Source organism: Sphingomonas sp. 77B, assembly GCF_056497825.1.
In genome coordinates this window covers 1,986,600-2,001,312 of sequence record NZ_JBWMBY010000001.1, presented here as the reverse complement: position 1 = coordinate 2,001,312, position 14,713 = coordinate 1,986,600, and the positions used below count along the sequence as shown (strand labels likewise).

Genomic DNA, 14,713 nt, shown 5'->3' with positions numbered 1-14,713 from the left:
TCCCCGGTCATCGGGGACGCGCTTAGAGCAAATTTGCCTTATCAGGAATCGTCATTGCGAGCGAAGCGAAGCAATCCAGGGTTACGGGCAAAACGCCCTGGATTGCTTCGCTTCGCTCGCAATGACGGAACGGGAACGATCGACGCCGTTCCCGCCCGGCAGGATCAACGCTGGCTGGCGAGGGCCTTCTTCAACCGGGCATGTGCGGCGCTCTTGATCTGGCAGACGCGCGCCGCGCCGACGCCGAGTACCTGGCCGATTTCCTCCAGGTTGAGTTCCTCGACATAATAGAGCTGGATTACCATCGCCTCGCGCTCGGGGAGCGCCGAGATGGCGGCGATCAGCGCGTCGCGCAGGTCGCTTTCGGCCAGCTGCTCGAAGGCATTGGGCGTGTCGTCGGCGAACCAGGGCAGGTCGTCGGCATAGACATCGTCGATCGCCTCCATGCGCACGGCTTCGGCGGTCTTGTAATCGGCGCGCAGCCGCTCGACCGTGATTCCCAGCTTTTCGGCGACCGCCTCATCGGCCGGGGCATGGCCCTCGGTCTGCGACAGCGTGTTGACCGCCTCATGATACTGGCGGCGGCGACGCATCGCGCCGCGCGTCGTCGTGGCCTGGCGGCGAAGCTCGTCGATCATCGCGCCGCGCAGCCGCGACTTGAGGTAATGGCCGAACTCGACACCACGCTCCTCGAACGAGGCGGCGGCCTCGACCAGCGCGACCAGGCCGACCTGGACCAGATCCTCGACCTCGATCATGCTCGACATGGACCCATGCACATGCCACGCGATGCGCCGGACCAGCGGCAGGTGCTGGCGGATGACCGCATTCGCATCGCCGCCCGGCACGCCGGCGCGGCGCGGCGCGGGGCGATAGGTCAGCGGCTGGTCGGCGACCGTGGGATTGGCCAGCGCGGGATCGAAATTCGCCGGGTTGAAGCGCTGCGCGTCCATGAACGCGCCGCTCAGGGGATGTGCGCTCATGCGGCCAACGCCTGTTGCTGGTGGTGATGGGGAGAGCCGATGACGGCGACGACTTCGACCGCCTTGTCCTCGGGCACTTCGAAGAAGGAGAGGACGGGCGTGTCGGGCAGGCAGGTCCGGACCAGTTTGCGCATGGCGATGCGCACGCCCGGCTGCACGACCAGCGCGAAGGGCTTGGCCTCGGCGATCAGCGGCTGGGCGGCCTGGGTCAGCGCCTCGGTGATGCGGCGGCCCAGATCGGGTTCGATCACATGGCGGCGCGCAGTGTCGGCGCGCATGGCCTGGCCCAGCAGCCCTTCGAGCTGGCCGTCCAGCGTCATGACGCGCAGCGGCTCGCGCATCCCGCACAGCTTCTGGATGATGAGCGCGCCCAGCTGCGGCCGGATCAGCTCGACGATCTCTTCGGCGTCGAGCGTCTTCTGGGCCGCCACGGCGATCGCGCTGGCGATGCGGCGGAACTCCTTCAAGGTGATGTTCTCCGAAAGAAGGCCCTTGAGAACCTGGGTCAGGGTGGTGAGCGGCAGCGGGTTGGGGCTGAGCGAGGCGGCGAGTTGCGCGGCGCGCTCCTTCAGCCCGTCGAGCAGCGACTGGACCTCGTCGGGGCCGAGCAGCTCGGCGGCGTTCGAGGACAGGATGTGGTTCAGGTGCGTCGCCATGACGGTGCCCGGATCGACGACCAGGTAGCCCATGCCGGTGGCGGCATCGGCGTCGCCCTTCAGGATCCAGGTCGCTGGCAGGCCGAAGGTCGGGTCCTTGACCGGCTTGCCGTTCAGAGCGCCGAACGCCTGGCCGGTGTCGAGCGCCAGCATCTCGTCGGGCGAGACCTGATCCTCGGCCGCGACGACGCCGTTGATGATGATGCGATAGCTGTAGGGCGCGAGGTTGATGTCGTCGCGGACACGCGCCTGCGGCACGACGAAGCCCAGGTCCTTGGACAGCTGGCGACGGACGCCAGTGATACGGGCCATCAGCGGCGCGCCGCGGCGCTCGTCGACCAGCGGCACCAGGCCGTAACCGATGTCGATATGCACCTGCATGCCGTCGATCACCTCGTCCCAGCCGATGCGCGAGGGGTCGACCGGCTCGGGCGCGGGGGCGGCGGGGGCGATGACCGGGCGCTTCTCGATCTGGCGCAGCTTCCAGGCGGTGAACCCGGCGATCCCGGCGGCGGGCAGCAGCACCAGATGCGGCATGCCCGGCAGGACGCCCAGCAGACCCAGGATCGCGGCGACCGGGATCCAGGTCTTGGATGCACCGAACTGCGAGCCGATCTGGCCCGCCAGATCCCGATCCGACGACACGCGCGTCACGATGGCGGCGGCGGCGATCGACAGCATCAGGCTGGGCAACTGCGCGACCAGCGCGTCGCCGATGGCGAGCAGGATATAGGTCTTGGCCGCGTCGGCGATGCCCATGCCATGGCTGACCGGACCCAGGATCAGGCCGCCGATGACATTGGCCGCCAGGATCAGCATGGCGGCGACCGCGTCGCCCTTCACGAACTTGGACGAACCGTCCATCGAACCGTAGAAATCGGCCTCGGTCGACACCTCGACGCGGCGCGCCTTGGCCTGGTCCGGCGTGATGAGCCCGGCGTTCAGGTCGGCGTCGATCGCCATCTGCTTGCCGGGCAGGGCGTCCAGGGTGAAGCGCGCCGACACTTCCGACACGCGCCCTGCGCCCTTGGTCACCACGATCAGGTTGATGATCATCAGGATCGCGAAGACGAAGAGACCCACGACATAGTCGCCGCCGATCAGGAAGGTGCCGAACGCCTCGATGACGTGACCGGCCGCGCTCTCACCCTCATGGCCATGGACCAGCACGATACGGGTCGAGGCGACGTTCAGGCCCAGGCGGAACAGGGTCGCGAACAGGAGGACGGTCGGGAAGGCCGAGAAGTCGAGCGGCTTTTCGGCGTTCAGCGCGACCATCAGCACGGCCAGGCTGATCGCGATGTTCGCCACGAAGAAGATGTCGAGCAGCGCCGGGGGGATCGGCACGACCATGACCAGCACCAGCAGCAGGATCGCGGCGGGCAGGGCCATGGTACGGCCGCTGGAGAAGAGCTTGCCCATCGCTTAGCCACCCATCCGTGCGAGCATCATATAGGCCAGGCGCGCATGATCGGGCTTGGGCCGCAGCACGCTGTCGCCGGTCGCGGTCGCGCCGCGCATCCCCAGCTGGTTCATGGTGCTGTTGGCCCAGGCGATCGCATCGGCGGCGCTTTCGTTGTTGCCGGTGACGACGGTCGCGTCGCCGTTCATGCCCTGGAGCGCGAGCGCCTGGGCGGCGAACTGCAGATTGGCGTCGCGCGTCTCGTCGCTATCGGCCTTGGTGCCGGCCAGCTTGGCGGAAAAACGGTCGTAAATGTCCGAGAGCGAGCGCGGCTGGCCGTTCGCGGCGTAGAAGACCGAGCGGTTGGCGCGTGCGGCGGCGGGGAACAGCGCGGCGCCGCTGGCCTGCGGATTGCTGGCCATGGTGCCCAGGAACTTGGTCGCGCCGCCCAGGCCCAGGAAGTGTGCCATGTACAGGTCGGTGCCGCCCGCCTCGCGGCCCAGCGTCGATTCCAGCGCGGACTTGTTGTCCGAGGCGTGTTCGGCGGCCATCAGCGAGGCGGCGGTCGGATCGTTGCGCAGCCCCATCACCGCCGAGCGCGCACCGCCGGAAACATAATAGCGTCCGCCCGACTGGCCGATCGCGTCGGCCGCCCAGCCCAGGCCATGTTCGGCGCCGTGCTTCTTGACGACCGCTAGCCAGCTCTGTTCGACGAATTGATAGAGCCCCGACGCCGAGGAGGTGCCCGCGCGGGCATTGGCGTTCAGCCCCGATTCCAGCTTCGCCTGGCCGAGCAGATAGCCGAAATCGACGCCCGTGCGGCTGGATGCCAGCGCGATGGCCGATTGGATTCTGGCGTGAGAGACGGATTGGACGGTCATGCTGAGTCGGAAAAGCCCTTGTTCGGGCCATACTCAGCAAGGGGCGTGCCAATTCCTGACGGTGCCGACAGGCGTACGGCATGAATCCGTGCGGGGCATAAAAAAAGCCCGTAAAACCGGGCTCTTGCCTATTCGGCCGATCGGGGCCTGCGGATCATGTCGCCGGGGGTGCCGCCGCCGTTCCGGCAAAGCGGCAACCCATTGCCGCCCGGCAGGCGGCAATCAGGCATAGGCGCGCATGGCGGGGCGATAGCCCATGCCCGCATCGCCGGTCAGCGTCTGCAGGCGGCGGCGGACATTGGCCGCCATCAGGTTGACATAGATGCGGCAGGTCTCGTTCAGGCGATTGGCCTCGTCGGCCAGCTCGCGCAGCTCGGGGCCTGCGGGGCCGGTGCCGAGCGCGGCGACCTCTTCGATCGCGGCCAGCTTCTCGACCGTCGCACGTTCCAGCGCGGCCACGTCGTTGACCTTGAGCGCCGCAATTTCACGGTGAAGGGCCTCGATGACCCGGATCAGGGCGTCACGGCGTGTCATTTACCATTCCAGTCGAGCTTCAGCGCAATCATCTGGTCGGCGATGGTCGCCGGCAGGATCGGGAAATTGCCTTGGGCGATCGCCTTCTTGATCTCGGCGACGCGATCCATATCGACCGGCGGCTGCGCGGCCATGGTGCGGGCCATGGTGCTGGCGCCGCCGATATCGCTGTTCGCCTTGACCGGGTTCTGCGCGGTCTGGGTGGCTCCGGTGAGCGCGTTGGGACGCGCCACGGCGGCAACCCGCCCGACCCTCGCTTCCCCGGCACTCAGCCTTGTTACATCCACCATGCCCGCACCCTCTGGTTTCGCTGACATGATGTATAACGGCCGGGGGGCGGCGATTTTTAGGGGAAATTTACGCTCCCTGTCAGGATTTTCATGGTCATTCCGACCAGCCGGGCAGGGTGGCGCGACCGCTGGCCACCGCCACCGCCTGGATCGGCTGGCGGGCGGATTCGACGCGCACCGGGAAGTGGGCACCCGGGGCGGCATCGCCCATGGCAACCCCTTCTCTCGTAATGGAAAATCCGTCCGATCCGGCTTCGATCACGACCGGGTCGCCGCGCTTGATGACGGGTTCGGCCTTGACCGCAACGGCGGGGGTCATGCGGGCTTCGGGGGCGGGCCTGGGCGCGGACAATACCGGCACGAAGATGCGCCATTGCGGGCTGGAGCAGGTGACGACCACCGCATCATGCGCCTCCGTCCGCCAGGACAGCGCGACGGTCGGGCACTGGGCCAGCTTCAGCCGGTTGTCGATGGCCGCGCGGGGCCCGCCCTCCACCCCGACCGGGCGGCCGGTAAAGGCGGTGACGGCGGCGTCGAGCGCGGCGATATCCTGGAAACCGGCGGCACCGGCCAGAAGCAGGGACAGGATCATCGTGAGGGTCTCCGTGTGGGTTCACCGGCAAAGACCAGCGTGACCATCGCGACGCGAGGTCCGGACTTTCCGGCGGTGGACAGGATCAGGCGGTCGGCGGCGGCCGGGCCGATCAGCGCGGCCGCGGCGCGGGCACGATCGGCGGCCAGGACGACCGCGCTATGGGTGACGGGATCGACATCGGCGGCGCTGCCGTCGGTCGAGCCGACGATCGACAGGCGGACGCGCGGATCGGCCAGCGCCTCGCGCGCCCAGGGGCCGAACAGCGGATCGGGCTCGGTCGGTGCGGCCGATCCGACCGCGAAGCTGAGCGAGGCGGCGGCCACCGGCATGGCGGGCGGCGGGGCGGGGGGTGCCCGCAACGCCTGGTCGACATGATCGGTGCTGCCGAACTGCGCGCGCAGGCCGTTGAGCAGGGCAGGGCGTCGCTCCGCACCCGTAGCCTGGACCAGAACGAGGAAGCCGACCAGCAACAGCGCGAGGTCGGCGAGCGTCATCAGCCAGATCGGGCGCGCGGGCGCGGCCTCGGGGAAAAAGGGCTCGCTCATGCGACGCTGACCAGATTGGCGCCCGACTTCGGGGAGGGGGACGGCCCGCGTGACGGGCGCGGCGCCTCGCGCGCGGCCAGGGCGGCCAGCGGCGCGACGATGCGGGTCCGCTCGAACGCCTCGATCCGGGCGGCGCGGCGCAGGCGCATCGCGATCGGCTGCGCGATCAGATTGGCGAACAGCGCGCCGTACAGGGTCGCGAGCAAAGCGATGGCCATCGCGCCGCCGATCCGCTGGGGATCGTTCATCGTCGCGAACATCGCCGCCAGGCCGATCAGCGTGCCGACCATGCCCATGGCGGGGGCGACCTCGGCCGCGCCGGTCCAGATGTCGGCGATCGCGACATGCCGCTCGACCCGCGCGGTGCGCGCGAGGCTCAGGCGGCTGGCCACGACCTCGGGCCCTTCGCCGTCGACGATCGCGGCCACCGCCTCGGCCATGTCGGGATCGGTGATGACCGAGCGGTCGAGCGTCAGGACGCCGTGGCGCTTGGCCACGCGCGACAGGTGCGCGATCTGTTCGACCAGCGGCTCGGCGGAGAAGGGACGGCGCGGCAATACCGCCAGCGCCCGCACCGCGCGCGTGGCATCGCGCCACGGCGTGCGGAGCAGCGTCGCGATCAGCGTTCCGCCCAGCACGATGGCGAGCGCCGCGGAATCGAAGAACTGATGAAGCGGAGGAAATGCGGTCATGCGCGCTCCCACGCAAAGACCGGGCCAAATCGGATGCGCAAGGCGGCGGAAAGGCGCTGACCAGGCACGCTGCCGCTTCTTTGCCGCCGTCCGGCAAAAACCGGCAGCCGGTTGCCGGAAAGGCGGTGCCGGTGTCCGCTTACCCTCCTGTCCGTGGAATTGGCACGGTCATTGCGAGGGTCCGGCCATCGCGAAGTCCCGCGTGGGAAAGGAGGTTGAACGATGGCCGCAGAAACGCTTTTCGGAGTGCACGGTGCCGCACTGGAGGTGCGGGCGCAGCGCATGGGTGTGCTGGCATCGAACATCGCCAACGCCTCGACCCCGGGCTTCAAAGCCCGCGACATCGACTTCAAGGCGGCACTCGCCTCGGTCGAGGGCGGTCAGGACCAGGGGCGGGGCATCGCCGATGCGATGAAGTACCGCGTGCCGATCCAGACCTCGCTCGACGGCAACACGGTCGAACTCAACCAGGAACAGACCGCCTTCGCCGAGAATGCGGTCCAGTATCAGACGACGCTGTCGTTCCTGAACGGTCGCATCTCCACCATCACCCGCGCGCTGAAGGGCGAATAAGCGATGCCGAACGGACCGCTTTCCATCTTCCAGGTCGCCGGTCGCGCCATGTCGGCGCAGCTGGTGCGGATGAACACCACCGCGTCGAACCTGGCCAATGCCGGTGGCATCGCCGGGTCGGCCGAGACCGCGTACAAGACGATGAAGCCGGTGTTCCGCACCAGCTTCGACGCCGCGACCGGCCTGTCGACCGTCGATGTCGAGAAGATCGTGACGGCGGGCGAGGACCCCACCAAGCGCCACGATCCCAACAACCCGATCGCCGACAAGGACGGCAACGTCTTCGAGGCGGCGGTCGATGAGACGCGCGAGCTGGTCGACATGATGGAGACCTCGCGCACCTATCAGAACAATGTCGAGGTGATGCAGACGGCCAAGTCGCTGATCCTCGATACCCTCAAGCTGGGCCGCTGATCATGACTTCCACGCAGATGAATTCGACGCTGGACAGCCTGGGCATCAAGCGTGCCGGGGCGACCACCGCCGCTGCGACGACCCCGACCACCGCCAAGAAGTCGGCCACGACGCTGGACCAGGGCGATTTCCTGCAGCTGCTGACCGCGCAGCTGAAGAACCAGGACCCGTTCGCGCCGATGGACAACACCCAGATGGTCGCCCAGATGGCGCAGTTCTCCAGCGTGGCGGGCATCTCCGAGATGAACACCACGCTCGGCGCGATCGCGACCAAGCTCAACGCGACGACCCCGTCGGACGCGATGAACTATGTCGGCAAGACCGTGCTGACCCAGGGCACCACCGCCTATGGCCGGGCCAGCGGCGGCCTGGCCGGTCAGATCGAGCTGGACGGCGCGGCGTCGGATGTGTCGGTCACGATCTCCGACGCGCAGGGCGCGGTCCTCAAGTCGCTGTCGCTGGGCACCCAGCAGGGCGGCACCGTCAGCTATGACTGGGACGGCAAAACCGAGGACGGCAAGGAAGCCGGATCGGGCCCCTTCACCCTCTCGGTCTCGGCGTCGAACGGCAACACCGCCGTCGGCAGCCGATCGCTCGTCTGGGCGCCGGTCCAGTCGGTCTCGATGCCCTCCACCGGCTCCCCCGTCCTGACCGTCGCCGGTCTCGGCCAGGTCCAGCTTTCCGCCGTCCGCTCGGTCGGCTGATCCCCCTTTACGCACCAGGAAGATAGCCCATGTCCTTCTACACTTCGCTCAGCGGCCTCCAGGCCTCGCAGACCGACATGTCGGTCATCTCGCACAACCTCGCGAACGTCGGCACCAACGGCTTCAAGAAGAGCCGCGCCGAATTCGCCGACGTGATGGCGGCCAACTTCTCGACCGACCCGTTCAAGCAGGTCGGCTCGGGCACGGTGGTCAAGGCCAACCGGCAGGAGTTCAAGGAAGGCAACTACACCAGCACGTCGAACGCGCTGGACCTCGCCATCTCGGGCGACGGCTTCTTCACGGTGCAGTCGGGCGGCACGACCGGCACGCTACAATATACCCGCAACGGCGCGTTCCAGGTCGACACCAACAACTATGTCACCGACACGCAAGGGAACCGGATGCAGGTGTTCCCGGTCGACAAGGACGGCAACGTCACCTCGTTCGGCAATGACGGCCTGACCAGCCTGCAGCTGCCGCCGACCAGCGGCACGCCGGTGTCGACCAAGAACGTGACGCTCGACATCAACCTGTCGAGCACCGCGGTCGCCCCGACGGCGGCGTTCGACCGGACCAACATGGGCACGTACAACAATACGACCCAGACCAAGATCTACGACACGTCGGGCAATGCCATGACGCTGACCAACTATTACGTCCGCAAGCCGCTGCCGCTGGATGCCAACAACAAGCCGATCCAGCCCGCCGACGGCAGCAGCACCTGGCAGGTCTACAGCTATGTCAACGATCAGCAGATGACGCGCGGCGGTTCGACCGCGCCGATCGAGATGACCTTCAACGCGGGCGGCAACCTTGTCTCGCCGGTCGGCCCGACCAAGTTCGACAACTACACCCCGCGCACCTCGATCACCGCGCAGCCGCTGACGATCGACTATACCGGCTCGTCGCAGTCGGGTTCGATCTTCTCGGTCGCCTCGCGCACCCAGGACGGCAAGGCGGTCGGCCTGCTGTCGGGCGTGTCGGTCGGCGAGAACGGCCTGGTCACGGCGTCCTTCACCAACGGCGAGACCGCCAATCTGGGTAAGGTGGCGGTGGCGACCTTCGTCAACATGCCGGGCCTTCGCCAGGAAGGGAACAGCTATTGGGAAGCGACCGGCAAGTCGGGCGAGGCCAAGTTCGGCACCGCCAATGAAGGCGCGTACGGCGCGATCCGGTCGAGCACCATCGAGGGGTCGAACGTCGACATCACCGAGGAACTGGTCAACCTGATCGCCGCGCAACGCGATTTCCAGGCGAATGCGAAGGCGCTCGATACGTCGAGCCAGATCTCGCAGACCATCTTCAACATCCGCAGCTAAGCGAACGTCGGGGGCTAACGGGGAACCGCGATGGACAAGCTGGTCTATACGGCATCGACGGGCATGCGGGCGCACATGGCGGCGCAGACCGCGATCGCCAACAACATGGCCAATGCCTCGACGATCGGGTTCCGCGCCGACCGTGTCGTGTTCGACCGCATCGACCTGAAGGGCGGCGGCGCGGCGTTCGAGGCGCGGATGCCCACCGCCGAGGAAGTGACCGACGCCGACCGCGCGCCGGGCACCATCCAGCATACCGGCAACGCGCTGGACATCGCGATCGCGACGTCGAGCGCCTGGCTGGCGGTGCAGGCCCCCGACGGTTCGGAAGCCTATACCCGTCGCGGCGACCTGGAGGTCACGGCCTCGGGCGTGCTGCAGACCGGCGACGGCTATCCGGTGGTCGGCCAGAACGGCCCGGTCACGGTGCCGCCGTACAATTCGATGACCGTCGCCCCCGACGGCACACTGTCGATCATTCCGCTGGGTGCCGGGCCCGATACCCAGCCCCAGGTGATCGACCGCATCAAGCTGGCCGACACGCGCGGTACGCAGACGGTGAAGGGTCTCGACAATCTGCTGCGCGTCAAGGGCGGCGGGGCGATGCCGCAGGACATGGACGCCACCGTCCAGTCGGGCGCGCTCGAAGGGTCGAACGTCAACATGACCCAGACGCTGGTCGACATGATCGAGAACCAGCGCAGCTACGAGGTGCAGGCCAACCTCATGAAAGAGGCCAAGTCGTTGGATGAGAACAGCGCATCGCTGATGCGTCTGCCGAGCTGAGGATTAAAGGGTTATGTCTTCCGCCGCTTTGCACGTCGCGCGCACCGGGCTCGATGCCCAGGATATGCGTATGCGGGTCATCTCGAACAACCTGGCCAACGTCAACACGACCGGGTTCAAGCGCGATCGCGCCGCGTTCGAGACGCTGGCCTATCAGACGATCACCGCGCCCGGCGCCGCCAGCTCGACCGAGAGCAAGTACGCGACCGGCCTGAACCTGGGCACCGGCGTGCGCATCCAGGGGACCGCGCGCATCAACACGCAAGGGTCGATGCAGACCACCAACAACAGCCTCGACATGGCGCTGGACGGTGACGGCTTCTTCCAGGTGCAGATGCCCGGCGGCACGCTCGGCTATACCCGCGCGGGCAATTTCTCGCGCTCGGCCGAAGGGCTGCTGGTCACCGCCGAGGGCTATCAGGTGATGCCGGGCATCACCATCCCCGAGGGCACGACCCAGGTCACGATCGGCACCGACGGCACCGTCTCGGCGACCCTTCCGGGCCAGACCGCCCCTGCCGAGATCGGCCAGATCCAGATCGCCAGCTTCCCCAACTCGGCCGGGCTCCAGTCCAAGGGCGACAATTACCTGACCGAGACCGCGGCCTCGGGCGCCGCGAACATGGGTGTCGCGGGCCTCGAAGGGCGCGGCCAGATCCGCCAGGGGATGCTTGAAGGCTCGAACGTCAACGTCGTCGAGGAGCTGGTCGACATGATCGAGACCCAGCGCGCCTATGAGGTCAACTCGAAGATGATCAAGTCGACCGACGAGATGCTCCAGTACGCGAACCAGAATCTGTGACCATGACCATCCGCTTTCCCACCTTCCGCTTCGCCTATTGGACCGAGCTGGCGCTGTCGGCGGCGGCGGGTACGATGGTCGCCGTCGCGCTGATGCCTGCGCCCGCGCATGCCAGCCTGTTCGGCAAGAAGAAGCCGGTCGAGGATTTCTCGACGGTGCGCCCCGCGCCGATGCCGATGCAGCCGGTCGCGCAGCCCGTCCAGCCCAATGGCGGCATCTTCCAGGCGTCGGACGGCTATGCCGCGCTGTACGAAGGCTGGCGCGCGCGCAAGGTCGGCGATCCGCTGACCATCGTGCTCGTCGAGCGGACGGCGGCGAGCAAGTCCGCCAATTCCAAGCTCGGCTCCAAGGGCGATCTGGGTCTGGCCCCGCCGACCACCGGCCCGCTAGGCAAGCTGCTCAAGTCGACCGATATCGGCATGAGCGGCAGCCGCAACTTCAACGGATCGGGCGCGGCCGACCAGTCCAACTCGCTGTCGGGCGAGATCACCGTGACCGTGGCGCAGGTGTTCCCGAACGGCACGATGCTGGTCCAGGGCCAGAAGCGCGTGACGCTGAACCGCGGCGACGAGTTCATCCAGATCAAGGGGCTGGTCCGCATGGCCGATGTCGGCATCGACAACCGCGTCGAGTCGACCCGCGTCGCCGATGCGCAGATCGCCTATACCGGCAAGGGCGACGTCGCCCGGGCCAGCCGCCAGGGCTGGCTGAGCCGTTTCTTCCAAGCCGTCAGCCCGTTCTGAGGCCTTTGACCATGATCCTCCGCTTCTTCCTCATGCTCCTTGCCACCTTCGCGATCGCGGGGCCGGCCTCGGCCGACCGGATCAAGGATCTGGGCGGGTTCCAGGGCATCCGCACCAACCAGCTGACCGGCTACGGCATCGTCGTCGGTCTGCCGGGCACGGGTGACGACAATCTGGAATATACCGTCCAGTCGCTGAAGGCCGTGGTCTCGCGCTTCGGGCTGCAACTGCCGCCGACCGCCAATCCGGGCATGAAGAATGCCGCGGTGGTGATGGTCACGGCCGAGCTGCCGCCCTTCGCCAAGCCGGGGCAGAAGCTGGACATCACCGTCGCCTCGATGGGCAAGGCCAAGAGCCTGCGCGGCGGCAGCCTGATCCTCACCCCGCTTCAGGGTGCGGACGGCCAGATCTATGCGATGGCGCAGGGCAATCTGGCGGTCGGCGGCCTCGGCGCGGAAGGTGCGGACGGGTCGAAGATCGTCGTCAACATTCCCTCGGTAGGTCGTATCCCCGAAGGGGCGACGGTCGAACGGGCGGTCGCCACCGGCTTCGACACCGCACCCAGCCTGACCTTCAACCTGGCGCGCGCCGACTTCACCACCGCGCAGAATGTCGCCCAGGCGATCAATGCGCGGCTGGGCCTGGGCACCGCGCAGGCGATGGACGCCGTGTCGGTCGCGGTTCGCGCGCCGATGGGCGCCGATGTCCGCGCCACGCTGATGTCCGAGATCGAGAATCTGAACGTCACCTCGGCCGAGCCGCCCGCCAAGGTCATCGTCAACGCCCGCACCGGCACCGTCGTCATCAATTCGGCGGTTCGCGTCGGCCCGGCGGCGGTCACCCATGGCAAGCTGACCGTGAAGATCGACGAGAACCAGCGCGTCAGCCAGCCCGGCCCCCTGAGCGGTGGTCAGACGGCGGTGACGCAGAAGTCCGGCGTCTCGGTCGAGGAAGAGCGTCGCCCGATGTTCGTCCTGGCCCCCGGTCCCAAGCTGGCCGATGTGGTGAAGGCGGTGAACGCTATCGGCGCGGCCCCGTCCGACCTGGTCGCCATTCTCGAAGCGCTGAAGGAAGCCGGCGCGCTCAAGGCGGAGTTGATCGTCCTGTGACCCAGAGCATCGCACCCACGTCCCCCGCCTCGGCGGCCTCCGCCATCGCGGGCACCGTGTCCACCGACACCCGCCGCCTGTCGAACGGGGCCAATCTGGACAAGGCGGGCACCCAGTTCGAGGCGATCTTCACCGGCATGATGCTGAAGGCGATGCGCCAGACCAAGCTGAGCGAGACGATGTTCGACTCCAAGGCGCTCGACACGTTCCGGGACATGCAGGATCAACAGGTTGCCCAGACCATGGCGACCCAGGCTCCGCTGGGCATCGGCAAGGCCGTGACCGCATTCCTGGCGAAATCTCAACCTGTCGTTAACCAGACATAACGTACCGCAGTAACCATGAGCGACCTGCTCTCTATCGGCGCTTCGGGCGTCCGCGCATATCAGACCGCGCTGACCGCCGTTGGTGAGAATATCGCCAATGTCGGAACGGACGGCTATTCGCGCCGGACGGTCACGATGCAGGAGATCTCGCCCGCCGCCGGTCTCGCGGCGAACAAGGTCTCGGCGGGCTCGGGCGTCATGGTGCTGGGCATTGCGCGCGCCACCGACGTCTATGCCAGCGCCGCGGTTCGTGCGGCCACCGCCGACCTGTCGCGCACCACGACGGGCGTGACCTGGCTGAACCGGATCGAGGGCGCGATGACCGGCGATCAGGTCCAGACGCGCCTGACCGCCTTCTTCACCGCCGCGCGCACTCTGGCCGCCGAGCCGACCTCGCCCGCGCTGCGCGCCACGATGCTGGAAACCGCGCGATCCACCGCGACGGCGTTCAGCGCGACCGACTCGGCCTTCGACCAGATCAACGCCGATTTCGACGGGCAGGCACGGCAGGCCGCACACGATCTGTCCTCGCTCGCCACCTCGCTGGTCCGCGTCAACGAAGGGCTGGGCCGCACGCAGCCGGGCACCGCGGCTTCGGCGCAGCTGACCGACCAGCGTGACCAGATCCTGACCCAGATGAGCGCGCTGTCCGACATCACCAGCACGACCGACGAACTCGGCCGCGCGACGGTGCGACTCGGCGACCGGGCGGGGCCGATCCTGGCGGGAACCGATTCGACCGGGTCCGTCACCTATCAGCGCGGCGCCGATGGCGGCGTGTCCTTCCATGTCGCCCTGCAGGGCCAAATCAGCGACTTCGTGCCCGGCGGCGGTGCGATGGCGGGGATGCTGGACGGCGCCGAGCGGATCAACGCGACACGCGGCGCCTTCAACCAGGTGGCCAAGAGCTTCGTCGAGACGGTCAACGGCCTCCAGGCCGGTGGCCAGGACCTGAACGGCGCGACCGGCACGGCGATGTTCGGCCTGACGGCCGGTACCGCGCAGATGAGCCTGGTGATGACCGACGGATCGAAGATCGCGGCGGCACGCGGGGGGCAGGGTTCGCGCAACGCCGACAATCTGGCCGCGCTGGAAACCGTGCGCGGATCGGCGGGCTTCGAGAACAAGCTGACCCAGATCGTCACCGATAACGCCACCACGCTGAAGCAGCGCCAGACCGTCGCCGACGCGCAGACCGCGATCAGCGACGGGGCCAAGGCCACGTTGTCGGCCGCCTCGGGTGTCACGCTTGATGCCGAAGCGGTGACGCTGATGCGGTTTCAGCAGGCCTATTCCGCGACCAGCCGAGTCATCCAGGCGGCCCGCGAAACCTTCCAATCCATTCTCGAGCTGCGGTAA

The 14,713-nt window shown here is 67.7% G+C and carries 18 protein-coding genes; 10 read left to right on the top strand and 8 right to left on the bottom strand.

The annotated features are described in order from the left end of the window. Positions 1 to 164: 164 nt before the first annotated feature. From AC1GI4_RS09435 to AC1GI4_RS09400, 8 genes are all read right to left on the bottom strand, one after another. A complete protein-coding gene (locus AC1GI4_RS09435; RefSeq protein WP_479629337.1) occupies positions 165 to 983 on the bottom strand; it encodes a sigma-70 family RNA polymerase sigma factor in 819 nt (272 codons plus the stop codon). After that, complete coding sequence (gene flhA, locus AC1GI4_RS09430) at positions 980 to 3,061, bottom strand: flagellar biosynthesis protein FlhA (protein ID WP_294270577.1); 2,082 nt, start codon at positions 3,059 to 3,061, stop codon at positions 980 to 982. Before flhA ends, AC1GI4_RS09435 begins: the two co-directional genes overlap by 4 nt. A gap of 3 nt (positions 3,062 to 3,064) precedes the next feature. Then, positions 3,065 to 3,922, bottom strand: coding sequence for a lytic transglycosylase domain-containing protein (locus AC1GI4_RS09425; protein WP_479629336.1), 858 nt, complete (start codon positions 3,920 to 3,922; stop codon positions 3,065 to 3,067). A gap of 222 nt (positions 3,923 to 4,144) precedes the next feature. Continuing rightward, the gene (locus tag AC1GI4_RS09420) at positions 4,145 to 4,456 is read right to left on the bottom strand and encodes a flagellar protein FlgN (RefSeq protein ID WP_294270572.1); all 312 of its coding nucleotides are present in this window, start codon (positions 4,454 to 4,456) and stop codon (positions 4,145 to 4,147) included. Continuing rightward, entirely contained in the window at positions 4,453 to 4,689 is a 237-nt protein-coding gene (gene flgM / locus AC1GI4_RS09415; RefSeq protein ID WP_367113910.1) for a flagellar biosynthesis anti-sigma factor FlgM, read from the bottom strand. Before flgM ends, AC1GI4_RS09420 begins: the two co-directional genes overlap by 4 nt. A 151-nt stretch (positions 4,690 to 4,840) precedes the next feature. Beyond that, positions 4,841 to 5,338, bottom strand: a complete 498-nt coding sequence (locus AC1GI4_RS09410) for a flagella basal body P-ring formation protein FlgA (RefSeq protein ID WP_479629335.1) — start codon at positions 5,336 to 5,338, stop codon at positions 4,841 to 4,843. After that, positions 5,335 to 5,886, bottom strand: coding sequence for a hypothetical protein (locus AC1GI4_RS09405; RefSeq protein WP_433909578.1), 552 nt, complete (start codon positions 5,884 to 5,886; stop codon positions 5,335 to 5,337). The genes AC1GI4_RS09410 and AC1GI4_RS09405 overlap by 4 nt, the downstream gene beginning before the upstream one ends. Then, positions 5,883 to 6,578 (bottom strand): motility protein A, encoded by a 696-nt coding sequence (locus AC1GI4_RS09400; RefSeq protein WP_479629334.1) that lies wholly within the window; start codon positions 6,576 to 6,578, stop codon positions 5,883 to 5,885. Before AC1GI4_RS09400 ends, AC1GI4_RS09405 begins: the two co-directional genes overlap by 4 nt. Positions 6,579 to 6,800: 222 nt before the next feature. On the opposite strand from AC1GI4_RS09400, the gene flgB reads away from it, so the two are divergent. From flgB to flgK, 10 genes are all read left to right on the top strand, one after another. Further along, positions 6,801 to 7,151, top strand: coding sequence for a flagellar basal body rod protein FlgB (gene flgB, locus AC1GI4_RS09395; protein WP_058743877.1), 351 nt, complete (start codon positions 6,801 to 6,803; stop codon positions 7,149 to 7,151). A gap of 3 nt (positions 7,152 to 7,154) precedes the next feature. Then, positions 7,155 to 7,565, top strand: a complete 411-nt coding sequence (flgC, locus tag AC1GI4_RS09390) for a flagellar basal body rod protein FlgC (RefSeq protein ID WP_294270561.1) — start codon at positions 7,155 to 7,157, stop codon at positions 7,563 to 7,565. Positions 7,566 to 7,567: 2 nt separating this feature from the next. Further along, a complete protein-coding gene (locus AC1GI4_RS09385) occupies positions 7,568 to 8,269 on the top strand; it encodes a flagellar hook assembly protein FlgD (RefSeq protein WP_294270558.1) in 702 nt (233 codons plus the stop codon). 29 nt (positions 8,270 to 8,298) lie between these two features. Then, positions 8,299 to 9,588, top strand: coding sequence for a flagellar hook protein FlgE (locus AC1GI4_RS09380; RefSeq protein WP_294270553.1), 1,290 nt, complete (start codon positions 8,299 to 8,301; stop codon positions 9,586 to 9,588). A 30-nt stretch (positions 9,589 to 9,618) separates the two neighbouring features. Beyond that, positions 9,619 to 10,374 carry a flagellar basal body rod protein FlgF gene (locus tag AC1GI4_RS09375; RefSeq protein WP_294270550.1) on the top strand — a complete coding sequence of 252 codons (756 nt, stop codon included), beginning with the start codon at positions 9,619 to 9,621 and terminating at the stop codon, positions 10,372 to 10,374. 13 nt (positions 10,375 to 10,387) lie between these two features. Beyond that, complete coding sequence (gene flgG, locus AC1GI4_RS09370; RefSeq protein ID WP_433909581.1) at positions 10,388 to 11,176, top strand: flagellar basal-body rod protein FlgG; 789 nt, start codon at positions 10,388 to 10,390, stop codon at positions 11,174 to 11,176. A gap of 74 nt (positions 11,177 to 11,250) precedes the next feature. Continuing rightward, on the top strand, positions 11,251 to 11,919 hold the full coding sequence (locus AC1GI4_RS09365; RefSeq protein WP_294275256.1) for a flagellar basal body L-ring protein FlgH: 669 nt from the start codon (positions 11,251 to 11,253) through the stop codon (positions 11,917 to 11,919). Between the two features lie 11 nt (positions 11,920 to 11,930). Continuing rightward, on the top strand, positions 11,931 to 13,028 hold the full coding sequence (locus tag AC1GI4_RS09360; protein ID WP_433909582.1) for a flagellar basal body P-ring protein FlgI: 1,098 nt from the start codon (positions 11,931 to 11,933) through the stop codon (positions 13,026 to 13,028). Continuing rightward, positions 13,025 to 13,354, top strand: coding sequence for a rod-binding protein (locus AC1GI4_RS09355; protein WP_433909583.1), 330 nt, complete (start codon positions 13,025 to 13,027; stop codon positions 13,352 to 13,354). Before AC1GI4_RS09360 ends, AC1GI4_RS09355 begins: the two co-directional genes overlap by 4 nt. A 15-nt stretch (positions 13,355 to 13,369) precedes the next feature. Continuing rightward, positions 13,370 to 14,713 carry a flagellar hook-associated protein FlgK gene (gene flgK / locus AC1GI4_RS09350; protein ID WP_294275240.1) on the top strand — a complete coding sequence of 448 codons (1,344 nt, stop codon included), beginning with the start codon at positions 13,370 to 13,372 and terminating at the stop codon, positions 14,711 to 14,713.

Bases quoted from the DNA above. Each gene is read 5' to 3' on its own strand.
- flgG (WP_433909581.1), top strand. From the start codon at position 10,388: ATGTCTTCCGCCGCTTTGCACGTCGCGCGCACCGGGCTCGATGCCCAG.
- AC1GI4_RS09360 (WP_433909582.1), top strand. From the start codon at position 11,931: ATGATCCTCCGCTTCTTCCTCATGCTCCTTGCCACCTTCGCGATCGCG.
- AC1GI4_RS09435 (WP_479629337.1), bottom strand. From the start codon at position 983: ATGAGCGCACATCCCCTGAGCGGCGCGTTCATGGACGCGCAGCGCTTC.
- AC1GI4_RS09385 (WP_294270558.1), top strand. From the start codon at position 7,568: ATGACTTCCACGCAGATGAATTCGACGCTGGACAGCCTGGGCATCAAG.
- AC1GI4_RS09365 (WP_294275256.1), top strand. From the start codon at position 11,251: ATGGTCGCCGTCGCGCTGATGCCTGCGCCCGCGCATGCCAGCCTGTTC.
- flgB (WP_058743877.1), top strand. From the start codon at position 6,801: ATGGCCGCAGAAACGCTTTTCGGAGTGCACGGTGCCGCACTGGAGGTG.
- flgC (WP_294270561.1), top strand. From the start codon at position 7,155: ATGCCGAACGGACCGCTTTCCATCTTCCAGGTCGCCGGTCGCGCCATG.
- AC1GI4_RS09375 (WP_294270550.1), top strand. From the start codon at position 9,619: ATGGACAAGCTGGTCTATACGGCATCGACGGGCATGCGGGCGCACATG.
- AC1GI4_RS09400 (WP_479629334.1), bottom strand. From the start codon at position 6,578: ATGACCGCATTTCCTCCGCTTCATCAGTTCTTCGATTCCGCGGCGCTC.
- AC1GI4_RS09425 (WP_479629336.1), bottom strand. From the start codon at position 3,922: ATGACCGTCCAATCCGTCTCTCACGCCAGAATCCAATCGGCCATCGCG.
- flgK (WP_294275240.1), top strand. From the start codon at position 13,370: ATGAGCGACCTGCTCTCTATCGGCGCTTCGGGCGTCCGCGCATATCAG.
- AC1GI4_RS09410 (WP_479629335.1), bottom strand. From the start codon at position 5,338: ATGATCCTGTCCCTGCTTCTGGCCGGTGCCGCCGGTTTCCAGGATATC.
- AC1GI4_RS09405 (WP_433909578.1), bottom strand. From the start codon at position 5,886: ATGAGCGAGCCCTTTTTCCCCGAGGCCGCGCCCGCGCGCCCGATCTGG.
- AC1GI4_RS09380 (WP_294270553.1), top strand. From the start codon at position 8,299: ATGTCCTTCTACACTTCGCTCAGCGGCCTCCAGGCCTCGCAGACCGAC.
- flhA (WP_294270577.1), bottom strand. From the start codon at position 3,061: ATGGGCAAGCTCTTCTCCAGCGGCCGTACCATGGCCCTGCCCGCCGCG.
- AC1GI4_RS09420 (WP_294270572.1), bottom strand. From the start codon at position 4,456: ATGACACGCCGTGACGCCCTGATCCGGGTCATCGAGGCCCTTCACCGT.